The following is a 14,376-nucleotide window of genomic DNA, read 5'->3' as shown; positions in this document are numbered from 1 at the left end:
GGAAAGCTTCATGTCCGGCGATCCGGTCCACTCAGCGAAATGTTCTTCTAATAAGCGATCAGCGCTGCATGCCCCAACGTTTGACGGTCAGGCGCTCGACATTGCTGAACAGCAGGTTTTCCACCAGCAGACCGATGATGATCACAGCCGCGAGGCCCGCGAACACCTTGTCGGTGTACAGCTCGTTGCGGTTCTGGAAGATGTACCAGCCCAGTCCGCCCTTGCCCGACGACGCGCCAAACACCAGCTCGGCAGCGATCAGGGTGCGCCAGGCGAACGCCCAGCCAATTTTCAGGCCCGCCAGAATCGACGGCAGCGCCGCCGGAATCAGGATGTACCAGACAAAACGCAGCCCTTTGAGCCCGTAGTTGCGACCGGCCATGCGCTGGGTTTCCGAAACGCCGAGAAAACCTGCGTAGGTGTTGAGCGCCAGCGCCCACAGGACCGAGTGCACGAGGACGAAAATCAGGCTGTTCTCGCCCAGACCGAACCACAGCAGCGACAGCGGCAGAAGCGCGATAGCCGGCAGCGGGTTGAACATCGCGGTCAGCGTGCCGAGCAAGTCCCGCCCCAACTGGGTAGAAACCGCCAGTGTGGTCAGGCCGAACGCGAGGACGATGCCAATGAGGTAACCCTTGACCAGCACCGTCAGGGAGATCCAGACCTTGCCCAGCAGTTCGCCGGTTACGATGCCGTCAATGAAAGCCTGCGCGGTTTGCAGAAAGCTCGGCAGCAACAGGTCATTGCCCTGGATGCGCGCGGCGATTTCCCAGATCACGGCCAGCAGGACGAGAATCACGGCTTTGCGAACCCAGCTCAATTGCCAGATGCGTTGAACAAGCGGAATGTCGCGGGCCAGGTCTTCCTGAGTGAAAGGCTCCAGCGCAACTTCGTATTCCTCGCGAATCGGAGGTGAAAGGCTCATGGTCTTGTCTCATTTGGGCCAACGTCCTCTGTAGGAGCGCGCTTGCCCGCGATAACGGTGTGTCAGGCGATCTAAACGTCACAGGCACATCGCAATCGCGGGCAAGCGCGCTCCTACAAGAGTGAAAGTTGGCGCATTAATAGGCGATACGAATATCCTGAAACCGCAGGTCTTGCTCCACTGCGGGCGCTTCGCCTTCATCGAACAGCAGCCGGTGGATGCGCTGCGCTGACGCCTGGAAATCCACGCCACCGAGGCTTTTCAGATCGTACTGATGGCTGTTGATCTCGGCCCGCACGCGTCCCGGATGCGGGGACAGCAACAGAATCCGGTTGCCCACCACCAGCGCTTCTTCGATGGAGTGAGTCACGAACAACAACGTGAAACGCACCTCTTCCCACAGCTCGAGAAGCTCTTCTTGCATCTTGCGACGGGTCAGGGCGTCGAGCGCTGCGAACGGCTCGTCCATCAACAGGATCTTCGGCTGCATCGCCAGTGCACGCGCAATGGCCACGCGCGCTTTCATGCCGCCCGACAGGGTGTGCGGGTACGCATCGGCAAACGCGCTCAAGCCCACTTTTTCCAGGTAATGCCGCGCGCGCTCTTCTGCGTCCCGGCGCTTGAGCGTGCGCGAAGCCAGCAACGGGAACATCACGTTCTCGATCACCGTTTTCCACGGTGGCAGCTGGTCAAATTCCTGGAAGACCACGATGCGGTCCGGCCCAGGTTCTTTGACAGGCTGGCCGGCCAGACGGATCTGCCCTTCGCTGGGCTGAATGAAGCCGGCAACCGCTTTGAGCAACGTCGACTTGCCGCAGCCCGATGGGCCGAGCAGGACAAAACGGTCTGCAGGATCGATTTCGAAACTGACTTGATGAGTGGCGCGCACCACGCGTTCCGGGGTGCGGTATTCAAGGCTTACGCCCTGGACTTGCAACAGCGCTTCAGCGGTAGGCTGATTGGCCTGTTGCGCATTCAAGCGATCGCTAGCCGTGTGGCTTTGCAGAACAGCGTTCATGGAACGGTCTCCGGATCAGGACGGCGTAAATCAGAACGGCGCATCGCCCTGAATGGTGGTGCGATGCAGACGACGGCGAAGATGGTCCGGGGTCCCACCGGCCAAGTGAATCAGGGAGCGGTTGTCCCAGAACACCATGTCGTTTTCCTGCCATTTATGCCGGTAGACACCTTCGGGGCGCACGCTGTGTGCGTACAACTCGGTGAGAATCTGCTGACTTTCGTCTTCTGGAATACCCACGATATGCGTGGTGAAGCCTTCGCTGACGAACAGTGCCTTGCGTCCGTTTTCCGGGTGCGTGCGCACGATCGGATGGCTGACCACCGCCACTTGAGCCAACTGCTCGGCGCTGAGGGTCGGACGCCAGTTTTCGGCGTTACGGCCATCGCGATAACGCGAGGTGTAGCTGTGGACGGCCTTGCGGCCTTCGACCGCTTTACGCAGATGCTCAGGCAGCGTGTCCCAAGCCAGATGCATGTCGGCGAACAGCGTGTCGCCGCCTTCGCTCGGCAGCTCCTGGGCGTAGAGCATCGAGCCCAGGCTTGGAAGCTCTTTGTAAGACAAATCCGAGTGCCAGTACTTACCGGCGTCACCCAGGCCGACCGGCTGGCCGTTCTCGACGATGTTGGAAACGATCAGAATTTCCGGATGGTTGGCGAGCAGAAACTGCTTGAGGACGTGAATCTGCAGCACGCCGAAACGACGGCTGAAATCGATCTGTTGTTGCGGGGTGATCTGCTGATCGCGAAAAACCACCACGTGGTAATCCAGATGAGCACGATGCAAGCGCGCGAAGTCAGCGTCATTGAGCGGACGGGACAAATCCAGCCCGACGATTTCCGCGCCCACCTTTTCGGCGAATGGACGCACATCGAACTGCTGATCCGGCGCTTGCGCGGACGTGGAAGCTTGGGAGGCTGCTGGCATGAGAACTCCGACTCCAAAAAGGCGTGTGACTGAAGAGTCGGAACTTTAAAGCTATAAGAAGATAAATTTAAATATCGTTAGAGCATATGCATAGCGCCGAACGAACTAGCAGCGGCTTAGTGCCATTATCGGTAACCGCATCGATACCAAATTCTTATCTTTGGATGCGAACCTGACGCGCATGATTGCGGTCTATTCCGCATCTCGCAGCGGGCATTGCCTGCGCTGGAGCAGATGTCAGGGATAACAAAAAGAGGACCAATCATGCCGGAACGCGCCAGCTTCAATGACCACTCGCAAGACAAACTTCTCGAAGACAACATGAAATTGCTGATCGCGCTGCGTCGCGCGCTGGGCACACATGCAAAAACGCCGACGCAGGTACAGGCCGTCGGCGTGAAAAACGTGGGTCAGTAATCCGACTCTTTTCCGGCTTGCGCCAGACATGCATGAGCGAGCTTGCTCGCGAAGCGCCGGGTCAGACGCTGCAATGGTGACTCATCAAGCCACCATCGCGAGCAAGCTCACTCCTACACGGATCTCCAGGCATACCCAAACTCTCTGGGCAGACACTAATCCCGTGGGAGCGAGCTTGCTTGCGAAGACTGACTTCCAGCCGCCAGATCTTCACCAGACACGCCAGCCTCTTCCCGGCTGAAGCCGACCCTACAGACGCTGCAAACTTTTCGTAGGACCGGCTTTAGCCGGGAAGGCGTCAGGTATTACGCCGTTGATCGAGGGGCATTAACGACCGTTGGCTTACCCTGCCAGTGGTCACTGCGCCCCTGCCCCATCAGAACGCTGGCAATACCGCGCCGTCGTACTTCTTGTTGATGAAGTCTTTGACCTGCTGGCTGGTCAGCGCTTTCGACAGCTTCTCGATCGCGTCGGTGTGGGCGTTGTCGGTACGGGTCACCAGGTAGTTCACGTACGGCGAATCAGAACCTTCCAGAATCAGCGCGTCTTTCTTCGGATTCAGCTTGGCTTCCAGCGCGTAGTTGGTGTTGATCAGGTCCAGGTCGACTTGATCCAGAGCGCGTGGCAGCAGAGCGGACTCCAGCTCGCGGAATTTCAGTTTTTTCGGGTTGGTGGCGATGTCTTTCGGGGTCGCCAGCGCATTGGTCGGGTCTTTCAGGGTGATCAGACCGTTCTTCTGCAGCAGCAACAGAGCACGACCGGCGTTGCTGCCCTCGTTAGGGATGGCAACGGTTGCGCCTTCAGGCAGCTGGTCGATGGACTTCCACTTTTTCGAGTAGCCGCCGAACGGTTCGACGTGTACGCCAACGCCGGTAACCAGCGTCGCGCCCTTCCCTTTGTTGAAGCCGTCCAGGTATGGCTTGGTCTGGAAGTAGTTGGCGTCCAGACGCTTCTCGTTCAGTTGCACGTTTGGCTGCACGTAGTCAGTGAAGACTTTGATCTGCAGGTCCACGCCTTCTTTGGCCAGCTCAGGCTTGATCAGCTCCAGGATTTCGGCGTGCGGAACGGCAGTTGCGCCGACAACCAGTTTCTCGGCCGCTTGCGCAGCACTGATGCCGAGAGAAAGAGCAGCCGCCAATGCGGTGAACAAAAACGTCTTTTTCATGCAATGTCCTTGGTAATCCGATCGCTCTGATGGCGATGAAGGGAAAGTGGTCGCCGCCGAACTGTCGCAATCGCGCAGCACGGCGGCGTGGGGCGAACATTACCCGGATTTCTTATTCCATTAAAAGACTTTTTAATCGAATGCTTATACCGATTTGGTAGGTCATTCGGAGCCAGCGTGCAGCCGGCGTTCTTGCAGCTAGCGCTGAGGCAGATTCAGATGCTCCGGCAAGACTTCTGCCCCGCTGCTCACCAGCAGCGCAAAGTGAATGACGTTCTCAAGTTCCCGCGTGTTTCCTGGCCAGTAATGCGCTTCGAGCACACGCTGAGCCGCATCGCTGATCAGCGGCATCGGAAAGTCCAGACGCTGGCTGTAGATGCCGAGGAAGTATTCAGCCAATGGCAGGATGTTGCCCGGTTGTTCCCTGAGCGCCGGCAGGTCTAGCCGACCTTCGCTGAGATACCGATACAGGCGCTCGTGAAATTTTCCCGCCGCGACGGCCAGCCTCAGGTCAATGCTGGTGGCCGCAACCAGTCTGACGTCCACCGGGCTTGGCTGAGACGCGCCCACGCGGGTGACCTCGCGATTTTCGAGCGCTGCCAGCAACTTGATCTGAATGGACAGCGGCAAATCGGCAATCTCATCCAGATACAGCGTGCCGCCGGTGGCCGAGCCGAACCAGCCAGCGCGGCTGCTGGCCGATCCGGAATAAGCGCCTGCGGCGTGGCCGAACAGCTCGGCATCGGCATACGTCGGGCTGATGGCTCCACAGTTCACGGACACGAACAAACCCGAACGGTCGCTGCCACGATGAATGTGCCTGGCGAGCAACTCCTTGCCGGTTCCCGGCTCTCCTCGGATCAACACGGGCAGTTCAAGCGGCGCGAGTTGCTCCATCTCTTCACGCAGCTGACGCGAGCGTGGATCGATGAAGACCAGCGCTTTGGCGCGAATACTGAGGGGGCTTTTTTCGGCTTCGGGGAAGGTCAGCAGCGGGTTGTTCAAAACATCAGGATGGCTCATGGCAGTCTCCCGCCCAAGCCTTCCGATGACCTGAGCGTTAAAAAAAAGGCCGCAGCGCCTGTGCGTTCGCTGCGGCCAAAAAAGTGATCATCAATGCAGGCTCAGACGTGCCGACAGCCGAGCGACATGCCTTCACGCGCGACGCCGGGTCAGCTGTTCGATGCGTCCTTGCAAGCGGTAAAGATACGCAAAACCCTGTTCCCATCGTTGATGCCCGGATTTGACGTTGATGTGCCCGGCGCCACTGAGGATGCCGATCTCGGCGCCCCAGTTGCGCGCCATTTCCATGGCTCGCAGGGCGCTCACGGCCGAATCGTTGTCAGAGCTGACGACCTGAGCAGGGAACGGCATCAGGTGTTCGGGGATCGGCGCAAAATTGCGAATGGCAGGCGGGCAGTTCGCACGTTCGACATCAGCAGGTGCCACCAGCAACGCACCGCGCACCTGACGCAGGGTTTCCAGAGGCGCCAGTTGCGCCCAATGGGCAACCGTCACGCAACCCAGGCTGTGGGCAATGAGGATAACGGGCGAGCTGTCCGCCGCGATCACGCGCTGCAGCTCACCCACCCAGTCTTCGCGGCGTGGCTTGAGCCAGTCGGCCTGCTCCACACGCACACTGTTCGGCAGACTGTTCTGCCAATGGGTTTGCCAATGGTCGTCGGCAGATCCTTGCCAGCCTGGCACGATCAGGTAACGGATCGATTCGTTATGCATGGCCTTCGCCTCCTGCATGTTGCGTTTATGGGGGCGAGTATAGGGACGAGACATATATTCGAAAAAGAATAAGAAGATATTTATTAATAGCTAAAATACATATGCCGCAGCCTCAGGCATCTGCGCGCAAAAAAAGAGGGCCACCCCCTGCCTTAAGGAGTGGCCCTGATAAATCACGCTGTCTGCCCCCAGCTCGCCGGGGATGAGTGAAGAATACGGGCGGGTTGTTACAGAATTTTTTATCGACGAAAAATCCCGAACGCCGCCTGAATATCAGCTTTCGCGCGCGAGCCCGCGCCTAGAGGCCGCGCCCGTTTTCATGCCCGAGGGGGTGAACCGGTTGGCGCGACCGAACGTCCCGAAATCATTGAACCGAACGCCCATTTGCGCCATGACCTTATGCGCTACGGGCGCCGTCATCTGGCGGATGTAAAAAGGCTCCTTGACCACGAAATGGTGAATGGCGTGAGTGCTGCCGAAGTTGAAGCAGAACGCCTGCAGCGGCCACATCCACCAAGGATTGAGGACCTGAGTCTGTTGCATCAAATTGCCGGGTTCGACATCACCGTAGTAGTGCATGTTCGAGCTGACGAAATGCAGGCAGAAAGTGCGCAAGACGTTGGGCCCGACGATCACCACCACTGCAACGTCGATGGCGTGCATGAATGCCAGCGTGCTCTGTGACCAGTCAATCGGATTACCTGCCAGGGCCGCGACGCCGTTGATCCCGTGAAAGCCCAGAAACACATACCAGGCGCTCCAGTTCAGCAAGGCCAGCGGGGCATAAACCCGGAGTGTCCGCTTGAGAATGCTGAACCGGTGCGCCCAGGTTTTCGCACGCAACATCCGGATCAACGACGACATCACGTTATCGCCGACCATCAACAATCGGGCGAGCCCCCAGGGTTCGCCGTTGGTGATCGCGCGTTCTTCCAGGTCGGCCTCGGTGCCGGATACCTTGTGATGATTCAAGTGCAGATGCCGACGAATCCACGGGTTGATGGTGCTCGGCCGGGCCATCCACACCAACGCCAGCATCAGGTTGTGCGGCACTCGCTGCTTGCGGAAATACATGCTGTGAATCAGGTCGTGCTCCAGCTCATGGGTCAGCGACGCAAAGAACGCATTGAGCAACATGCAGGCCCACCACGCGACGTGGCCCTCGATGTAGAGCGCCGCGCTGAGCGTCATGCCGCCGAGCGCAAACATCAGGATGCTCACGCCAATGGCATCTTGATGTCGAAGGATCGGATAACGCGCACGCAGGATCTCGCCATGGGCCATGACCGCCGCGCGAATATGGGCTGATCGCTGCTGTGCATTCCGTCCGGCTGCACTTGCAGAAGTGTCGTGCATGCTTCCATCTCCGGTTTTATGATTCAGAAAAACACGACATCACTGTGCCGAGCGCGGCGCGCAACCGCCCTGCCGTGAACGCCAACCTGTTGACCGGAAGCGCCAATCTGTATGCCTGAGCCGAGCATTCTCGCCAGTTGGACCCGCGCCCTGCGCAAGCAACTCGACGCTCTGGGCCTGGACAGTCTCGCGCTGAGCGAAGCGGCGGGCCTGGACTCACAGTTGATGGACGACCCTAACGCGCGCTATCCGGTGGCAGCCACGACCCGTTTCTGGCAACTGGCCGTGCAAGCGAGCGGCGATCCCGCGCTGGGTTTGCGCGTGTCGCGCTTCGTCAGCCCGACCACTTTTCACGCACTCGGCTATGCACTGGTTGCCAGCGGCTCGTTGCGCGAAGTGTTCGAGCGCATCGTGCGTTACCACCCGGTGGTCAGTGACGCGCTGGATCTGAGCTTCGTGCGTGAGGGGGATCACTACGCGTTCCGTTTTCGGGTGCCGGAGGGCGGACCAATGCCGGCCAACGAGGCAATGGACGCGTTTGCCGCCATCTACGTGCGGACCTGCCGTAACCGGCTCGGGCGGCATTACGCACCTTTGGCCGTTCACCTGATGCGCCCTCAACCCGAAGACCCGAAGCCCTGGCACGACGTGTTTCGGGCGCCGCTGCATTTCGCCGCGCGGGAAAATTTGCTGGAGTTTGCGTGCGCCGACTTCGACAGCCATCTGGACGATGCCAACCCGGAACTCGCCGAGCATAACGAAGCGGTCCTCAATCGCACGCTGGAGCAGCTCAGCCCGCTGACGTGGGAGCGCAAAGTGCGTGGAGCGATCGAAACCCAGCTGCCGGAAGGTGAGCCGTCAGCCGAGCGCATTGCCCAGAACCTGCACTTGAGCCTGCGCAGCTTGCAGCGCCATCTGGCAGACGAGGGCTGCAGTTACGATCTGCTGCTTAACCAGTGTCGACAGAACCTGGCACTGCAGCACATGCGCGAGCCTGGTACGTCGCTCAGCGAGATCGCCTACCTGCTGGGATTCTCTGACACCAGCAGTTTCAGCCGCGCATTCAAGCGCTGGACCGGCATGACGCCCAGTCAGTACCGCGACGGCCTGTTGCGCTGACATCTAGTCCAGTCAGGTCTTCTCTTCCGTCAGCCGGTGCAACGCCGCACGGCGCAGCCGACCGGTGTCCAGCACGTGGATCAAGTCACCTTCGCGCCGCACAATGTTGCGCTCGGCCAATTCCCCCAGCACGCGCTCGACCACTTCACCGCTCAGTCCCAGACAACGCTGCGAGGCCATGTTCGAGAGCGCTACGACCCGCACGGAGCGGTCCAGCTCGCCGTATCCCTCGGTCAGCATCAACAGACGAAACGCTACTCTCTCGACGGTCGGCAACAGTGTCATCTGTTCAGGGAGCGGAACCAGCAGACCGAGTTTTTGACTCAGCAACGCGCAAAAGTGACGCCACAGCGCCGGGCGCTCTTGCAGCAGTTGCCTGATCGGCGCGTGAGGCATGTGCAGGAGGATGATCGAGCCTTCGGCAAAGCCGTCCAGCGCGCTGGGCTGATCGTCAAACAGCGCCCGTTCGCCAAACCAGTAAGGCCGCTTGCCAACGGGACGGGGAAGGTCATGACATTGCTGAGCGGGATCGCCGAAGCGGATCGATCCATCCAGCAGCGCGTACAGTCCGGTGACCGGCTGACCGCGCTCGAACACGGTCCTGCCCGATGTGAAGCGTCGCTGCTGCATGCCGCTCAGCAGGCTATCCTGCAATGAGGCGGGCAACTCGGTGAACCATCGGTCGTTCATCAACCAAGAGCTCCATTGCGTTCCATTCGTCATGTGAATCTCCTTTTTATCAGCAGCGTTTTATTGCAGGCTGAACCGGCAGTCGCGGCTCATCCAAAAATCAGCGGCATGATCCACGCATCACCAGAGGAATAACAATGAAAAACCTCGTCGATCACTTAAGCCAATACGCGTCTTACCATCGCGACACCCGAAATATCGCCACCCACTTCGTCGGCGTTCCACTGATCGTGCTGGCCGTGGCGATACTGCTGTCCCGGCCGGGCTGGAGCAGCTGGTCGCTGGCCGATCTGTGGATTTCACCGGCCTTGCTGGCAACGGTCGCGGCCACGGCGTTCTACCTGCGGCTGGACAGGCCTTTCGGCATCGCCATGGGCATCGTGCTTGCGCTGTTTCTGTGGATCGGAGCGCACCTGGCGCAGCAGAGCACGATGGTGTGGCTCGGCTCAGGCGTCGGGCTGTTCGTGGTCGGCTGGGCGATCCAGTTCGTGGGCCATTATTACGAAGGTCGCAAACCGGCGTTCGTCGATGACGTCACAGGCCTGATCATCGGCCCGCTGTTCGTGGTCGCCGAAGCGGCCTTTCTGATGGGAATGAGAAGGAAGTTGCAGAACAGCATCGAGGGTAAAGCGGGCCGCACACACAAGCGCAACCTGAAGAAGGCGGCTGTGTAGCAAACACAGCCTTTTTGCAGAGCGCGCAAGCGCGCTCCTACAGAGTTCGGCGTTCGGCCAGAACCGACTTAGATACTCTCGACCTTCTGCCAGACCTTCGGTTTGAAGAATAGCGTCTCGCCGCGGGCCAGGCCGATCAGGCTGTCGTGGTCCTTGACCACCTCGGCTTCGATCAGCTCCGGCTGACCTTCGACCTTCAAGGTCACGCGGGTGGTTGCGCCCAGCGGGCGGATGTCACGCACTTCAGCGGCGTGATGCCCTTCCACTTCATGACGCGACAACGACACTTCATGCGGCCGGAACAGCACGTGGTTATCTTCGCCCAGGTGCAAGCGGTTCGAATCCCCGAGGAAGTGATACACGAAATCGCTGGCAGGGTTCTCGTACACCTCGCCCGGCGAGCCGATCTGCTCGATCACGCCCTTGTTCATCACCACAATGCGGTCGGCGACCTCCATGGCTTCTTCCTGGTCGTGGGTCACGAAAACCGAGGTCAGGTTGATGTCTTCGTGCAGGCGCGCCAGCCAGCGACGCAATTCCTTGCGCACCTTGGCGTCCAGCGCACCGAACGGCTCATCCAGCAGCAGCACTTTCGGCTCTACCGCCAGCGCCCGCGCCAGCGCGATACGCTGACGCTGACCGCCCGACAGTTGCTCGGGGTAGCGATCGGCGAGCCAGTCCAGTTGGACCATGTTGAGCAGCTCATGCACTTTCGCCGCGATCTGGCTTTCGTTCGGCCGCTGGTTCTTGGGCTTCATGCGCAGGCCGAACGCGACGTTGTCGAACACCGTCATGTGGCGGAACAGCGCGTAATGCTGGAACACGAACCCGACGTTGCGATCACGCACATCGTGACCGGAGACGTCTTCGCCGTGGAATACGATGCTGCCCTGATCGGGGGTTTCAAGCCCGGCGATGATGCGCAGCAGCGTGGTCTTGCCACAGCCTGAGGGCCCCAGCAAAGCCACCAGCTCGCCACTCTGGATGTCCAGACTGATGCTGTTGAGGGCCTTGAAGGCATTGAAGTTCTTGCTGACGTTACGGACTTCGATCGACATGAATTATTCCTCCGCCACGCTTTGGCGCAGACGGCTAATGCGCGCTTCGCTCCACTGCTTGAGCAGCAGGATGAACAGCGCAAGGATCAATAACAGGCTCGCCACGGCAAAAGCAGCCACGTGGTTGTACTCGTTGTAGAGAATCTCGACATGCAGCGGCAGGGTGTTGGTCACGCCGCGAATGTGGCCGGAGACCACCGACACCGCGCCGAACTCACCCATCGCCCGGGCGGTGCACAGCACCACGCCGTAGATCAGGCCCCATTTGATGTTCGGGACGGTCACGTGCCAGAACATCTGCCAGCCATTGGCGCCCAGCAGCCGGGCGGCCTCTTCTTCCTGCGTGCCCTGCTCCTGCATCAGCGGGATCAGTTCACGCGCCACGAACGGTACGGTCACGAAGATGGTCGCCAGAACGATACCGGGCAGCGCAAACACGATCTGGATGTCGTGATCCTGCAGCCACGGCCCGAAAACGCCGCGCGCGCCAAACATGAGGATGTAGACCAGACCGGCAATGACCGGGGAGACCGAAAACGGCAGGTCGATGAGCGTGACCAGAATGGCTTTGCCGCGGAACGAATATTTGCTCACGCACCAGGCGGCAGCCACGCCGAACACCACGTTCAATGGCACAGAGATGAGCACGGCATACACGGTAAGTTTCAGCGCCGACAGCGCGTCGGGCTCAAGAATCGCCGTGAAGAAGCCGCCGATGCCGTTCTTCAGGCCCTGACTCACGACCACGAACAGCGGCAGCAACAGAAAAAGCGCGAACACAAGCCACGCGAGGCCGATAAGAATACGCCGCGACACTGCGCTGCCACGACGGGATGCATTGGCCGAAGAAGCGGCGATAAGCGATGGACCGGACATGATGCGCCTCCTCAGTTAGGGGTTTCGATACGTCGCTGCAGCAGGTTGATCAGCAGCAACAGAATGAATGAGACCACCAGCATCAGCACGCCAATGGACGTTGCCCCCGCGTAATCGTACTGATCGAGCTTGACCATGATCAGCAGCGGCAGGATTTCGGTCTTCATCGGCATGTTGCCGGCGATGAAGATCACCGAGCCGTATTCACCGACGCCCCGCGCGAACGCAAGCGCAAAGCCGGTCAGCCAGGCAGGCAGCAATGCAGGCGCGAGGATGTAACGGAACACCTGAATCGGCCGCGCGCCAAGGCACGCCGCCGCTTCTTCGACTTCACGCGGGATGTCGGCAAGCACCGGCTGCACGGTCCGGACTACGAAGGGCATGGTGACGAACGTCAGCGCCAGCGTAATACCGAAAGGCGTGTAGGCGATCTTGATGCCCAGGTCGGTGGCGAACTGACCGACGAGGCCTGCGGGCGTGTACAGCGCTGTCAACGCGATGCCCGCCACGGCTGTGGGCAGGGCGAAAGGCAGATCGATCATCGCGTCGATGATTTTGCGGCCCGGGAAGGTGTAACGCACCAGCACCCAGGCGAGCAGGGTACCGATGATGCCGTTGATGATGGCCGCATAGAACGCAGTGCCGAAGCTCAGCTTCAGCGCAGCCAGCACACGTGGCGCCGTGACGATGGTCCAGAACTGTTCAGCGCTCAGTTGGGAGGCGTGGATGAACATCACCGCAAGCGGTATCAGCACAATCAAGCTGAGGTACACCAAGGTGTAGCCCAGCGTCAGCCCGAAGCCGGGTATGACGGGGGATATGCGTCGAGACATAAGTGTCCTTGGTTGATACACGTAACCCGGAACGTGTCCGGGTCATTGGTTTTTCGCCGTGGAAAACGTCACGGAATTTATCAGATCCCGGGACGTTTCATGCAGGAGCGCGCATGCCGCGATGGCGATCTGTCCATGTCAATCGCATTCATTGACACACCGTCTCGCGGGCAAGCGCTCCTACAGGCTTATTTAGGAATGTAAATCTGGTCGAAGATACCGCCATCGTTGAAGAACTTGGGCTGAGCCGACTTCCAGCCGCCGAAATCCTTGTCGATGGTCACCAGTTCCAGTTTCGGAAACTGCTTCTCGTACTTGGCGGCCACTTCTTTGTCGCGAGGACGGTAGAAGTTTTTCGCGGCGATTTCCTGGCCTTCCTTGCTGTACAGGTGCTTCAGGTATTCGGTGGCGATTTCGGTCGTACCGTGTTTCTCGGCGTTCTTCTCGACGACGGCCACCGGAGGTTCGGCCAGGATCGACAGCGAAGGTACGACGATGTCGAACTTGTCAGCGCCACCGTCTTCCTTGAGCGACAGGAAGGCTTCGTTTTCCCACGCGAGCAAGACGTCGCCCAGGCCGTTGTTGGTGAAGCTGATGGTTGCGCCGCGCGCGCCGGTGTCCAGCACAGGAACGTGCTCGAACAGCGTTTTGATGTACTCCTTGGCTTTGTTCTCATCGCCGCCGTTGGCTTTCAGGCCGTAGGCGTACGCGGCAAGGAAGTTCCAGCGGGCGCCGCCAGAGGTTTTAGGGTTTGGCGTGATGACGGCAACGTCTTTCTTGATCAGATCCGCCCAGTCATGGATGCCCTTAGGGTTGCCCTTGCGAACCAGGAAGACGATCGTCGAGGTGTACGGCGTGCTCGCGTCCGGCAGCTTGGTCTGCCAGTTTTCAGGGATCGATTTCCCCAGCTTGGAGATTTCGTCGATGTCGCCAGCCAGCGCCAGCGTCACGACGTCCGCAGGCGAACCGTCAATGACGGACCGACCCTGCTTGCCCGAACCACCGTGGGACTGGTTGATCTTGACGGTGTCGTCCGGATGGGCTTTTTTCCAGTAGTTGATGAACTCGGCGTTGTAGTCCTGATAAAGCTCGCGAGTCGGGTCATAGGACACGTTCAACAACGTGTAATCCTTTGCGACTGCAGAACCGGCAAACACGGCACTGGCGAGAGCGGCCAGCGCGTAACGACGAATGGACATGTATCAAGCTCCTGGAATTTATGTGTTGTTGGCTTTTTCTAGTTTTGATTTCGGTTCAAGCAAATCGGTAACCCATGGCCGCGCGCGCTGAAGCGTCCCTCAGCCTTGCTGTTTGCCCGGATTCTGCAGACGGAATTTTTCTTTGCGTTCGATCTGTACCACTTGTGCGTTATGCACAGTGATTTCAACCGCGCCAAAGCGCAGGTCACGCAAAGCGCTCTGAATTTCACGCAGAATGCTTGCTTCGTCCTGGCCATCGACGCTACGTAGAGATGCGCTCATGATCGTGCTCCTTGAAAGGTTTGCCCGCAGCGGCGTGGGAGAAGCGGCTGCTCGTGGCGTAAGCGCGATATTAGAGAGGGAGGGTTATTCTTAAAAATAC

Annotated in this window: 15 protein-coding genes and 1 pseudogene; 3 read left to right on the top strand and 13 right to left on the bottom strand. The window is 59.4% G+C overall.

Annotation, left to right across the window (positions count from 1 at the left end; genetic code table 11):
* Positions 1-58: 58 nt before the first annotated feature.
* From AAGQ88_RS00985 to AAGQ88_RS00975, 3 genes are all read right to left on the bottom strand, one after another.
* Positions 59-925 (bottom strand): ABC transporter permease, encoded by an 867-nt coding sequence (locus AAGQ88_RS00985; RefSeq protein ID WP_285423607.1) that lies wholly within the window; start codon positions 923-925, stop codon positions 59-61.
* Positions 926-1,061: 136 nt separating this feature from the next.
* Positions 1,062-1,904: an ABC transporter ATP-binding protein gene (locus AAGQ88_RS00980; protein ID WP_285423673.1), complete on the bottom strand. Its 843-nt coding sequence runs from the start codon at positions 1,902-1,904 to the stop codon at positions 1,062-1,064.
* A 69-nt stretch (positions 1,905-1,973) separates the two neighbouring features.
* Entirely contained in the window at positions 1,974-2,870 is an 897-nt protein-coding gene (locus tag AAGQ88_RS00975) for a TauD/TfdA family dioxygenase (RefSeq protein WP_342654206.1), read from the bottom strand.
* A gap of 264 nt (positions 2,871-3,134) precedes the next feature.
* Here AAGQ88_RS00975 and AAGQ88_RS00970 point away from each other — a divergent pair, with 264 nt between their 5' ends.
* On the top strand, positions 3,135-3,287 hold the full coding sequence (locus AAGQ88_RS00970) for a hypothetical protein (protein WP_285423609.1): 153 nt from the start codon (positions 3,135-3,137) through the stop codon (positions 3,285-3,287).
* Positions 3,288-3,663: 376 nt separating this feature from the next.
* Here AAGQ88_RS00970 and AAGQ88_RS00965 read toward each other — a convergent pair whose 3' ends face one another.
* The 4 genes and pseudogenes from AAGQ88_RS00965 to AAGQ88_RS00950 form a co-directional block, all read right to left on the bottom strand.
* Positions 3,664-4,452: a MetQ/NlpA family ABC transporter substrate-binding protein gene (locus tag AAGQ88_RS00965; protein ID WP_342654205.1), complete on the bottom strand. Its 789-nt coding sequence runs from the start codon at positions 4,450-4,452 to the stop codon at positions 3,664-3,666.
* 207 nt (positions 4,453-4,659) lie between these two features.
* A pseudogene (locus tag AAGQ88_RS00960) lies at positions 4,660-5,475 on the bottom strand (sigma 54-interacting transcriptional regulator); the annotation flags it as partial.
* A 132-nt stretch (positions 5,476-5,607) separates the two neighbouring features.
* Positions 5,608-6,189 (bottom strand): alpha/beta hydrolase, encoded by a 582-nt coding sequence (locus AAGQ88_RS00955; protein ID WP_285423611.1) that lies wholly within the window; start codon positions 6,187-6,189, stop codon positions 5,608-5,610.
* A 273-nt stretch (positions 6,190-6,462) separates the two neighbouring features.
* A complete protein-coding gene (locus AAGQ88_RS00950; RefSeq protein ID WP_342654204.1) occupies positions 6,463-7,545 on the bottom strand; it encodes a fatty acid desaturase in 1,083 nt (360 codons plus the stop codon).
* 111 nt (positions 7,546-7,656) lie between these two features.
* On the opposite strand from AAGQ88_RS00950, the gene AAGQ88_RS00945 reads away from it, so the two are divergent.
* Positions 7,657-8,664: an AraC family transcriptional regulator gene (locus AAGQ88_RS00945; RefSeq protein WP_285423613.1), complete on the top strand. Its 1,008-nt coding sequence runs from the start codon at positions 7,657-7,659 to the stop codon at positions 8,662-8,664.
* Positions 8,665-8,676: 12 nt separating this feature from the next.
* Here the strand turns inward: AAGQ88_RS00945 and AAGQ88_RS00940 are convergent, their stop codons facing one another.
* Positions 8,677-9,354 carry a Crp/Fnr family transcriptional regulator gene (locus tag AAGQ88_RS00940; RefSeq protein WP_342654203.1) on the bottom strand — a complete coding sequence of 226 codons (678 nt, stop codon included), beginning with the start codon at positions 9,352-9,354 and terminating at the stop codon, positions 8,677-8,679.
* Between the two features lie 137 nt (positions 9,355-9,491).
* Between AAGQ88_RS00940 and AAGQ88_RS00935 the strand changes: the two genes are divergently transcribed.
* Positions 9,492-10,028 (top strand): Mpo1-like protein, encoded by a 537-nt coding sequence (locus AAGQ88_RS00935; RefSeq protein ID WP_342654202.1) that lies wholly within the window; start codon positions 9,492-9,494, stop codon positions 10,026-10,028.
* Between the two features lie 68 nt (positions 10,029-10,096).
* On the opposite strand, the gene AAGQ88_RS00930 is transcribed toward AAGQ88_RS00935, so the two are convergent.
* From AAGQ88_RS00930 to oscA, 5 genes are all read right to left on the bottom strand, one after another.
* Complete coding sequence (locus AAGQ88_RS00930) at positions 10,097-11,086, bottom strand: sulfate ABC transporter ATP-binding protein (protein ID WP_285423616.1); 990 nt, start codon at positions 11,084-11,086, stop codon at positions 10,097-10,099.
* Positions 11,087-11,089: 3 nt separating this feature from the next.
* Positions 11,090-11,962: a sulfate ABC transporter permease subunit CysW gene (gene cysW / locus AAGQ88_RS00925; RefSeq protein WP_342654201.1), complete on the bottom strand. Its 873-nt coding sequence runs from the start codon at positions 11,960-11,962 to the stop codon at positions 11,090-11,092.
* 11 nt (positions 11,963-11,973) lie between these two features.
* Positions 11,974-12,795: a sulfate ABC transporter permease subunit CysT gene (cysT, locus tag AAGQ88_RS00920; RefSeq protein ID WP_285423617.1), complete on the bottom strand. Its 822-nt coding sequence runs from the start codon at positions 12,793-12,795 to the stop codon at positions 11,974-11,976.
* A 188-nt stretch (positions 12,796-12,983) separates the two neighbouring features.
* Positions 12,984-13,994, bottom strand: a complete 1,011-nt coding sequence (locus AAGQ88_RS00915) for a sulfate ABC transporter substrate-binding protein (RefSeq protein WP_342654200.1) — start codon at positions 13,992-13,994, stop codon at positions 12,984-12,986.
* 99 nt (positions 13,995-14,093) lie between these two features.
* On the bottom strand, positions 14,094-14,276 hold the full coding sequence (gene oscA / locus AAGQ88_RS00910; protein ID WP_081565193.1) for a sulfur starvation response protein OscA: 183 nt from the start codon (positions 14,274-14,276) through the stop codon (positions 14,094-14,096).
* Positions 14,277-14,376: the final 100 nt, after the last annotated feature.

Source organism: Pseudomonas sp. F3-2, from assembly GCF_038804275.1.
In the GTDB taxonomy this organism is placed as follows: Bacteria; Pseudomonadota; Gammaproteobacteria; order Pseudomonadales; family Pseudomonadaceae; genus Aquipseudomonas.
The sequence above is the reverse complement of the archived record's forward strand: the minus strand, read 5'-3'. Positions and strand labels throughout refer to the sequence as shown.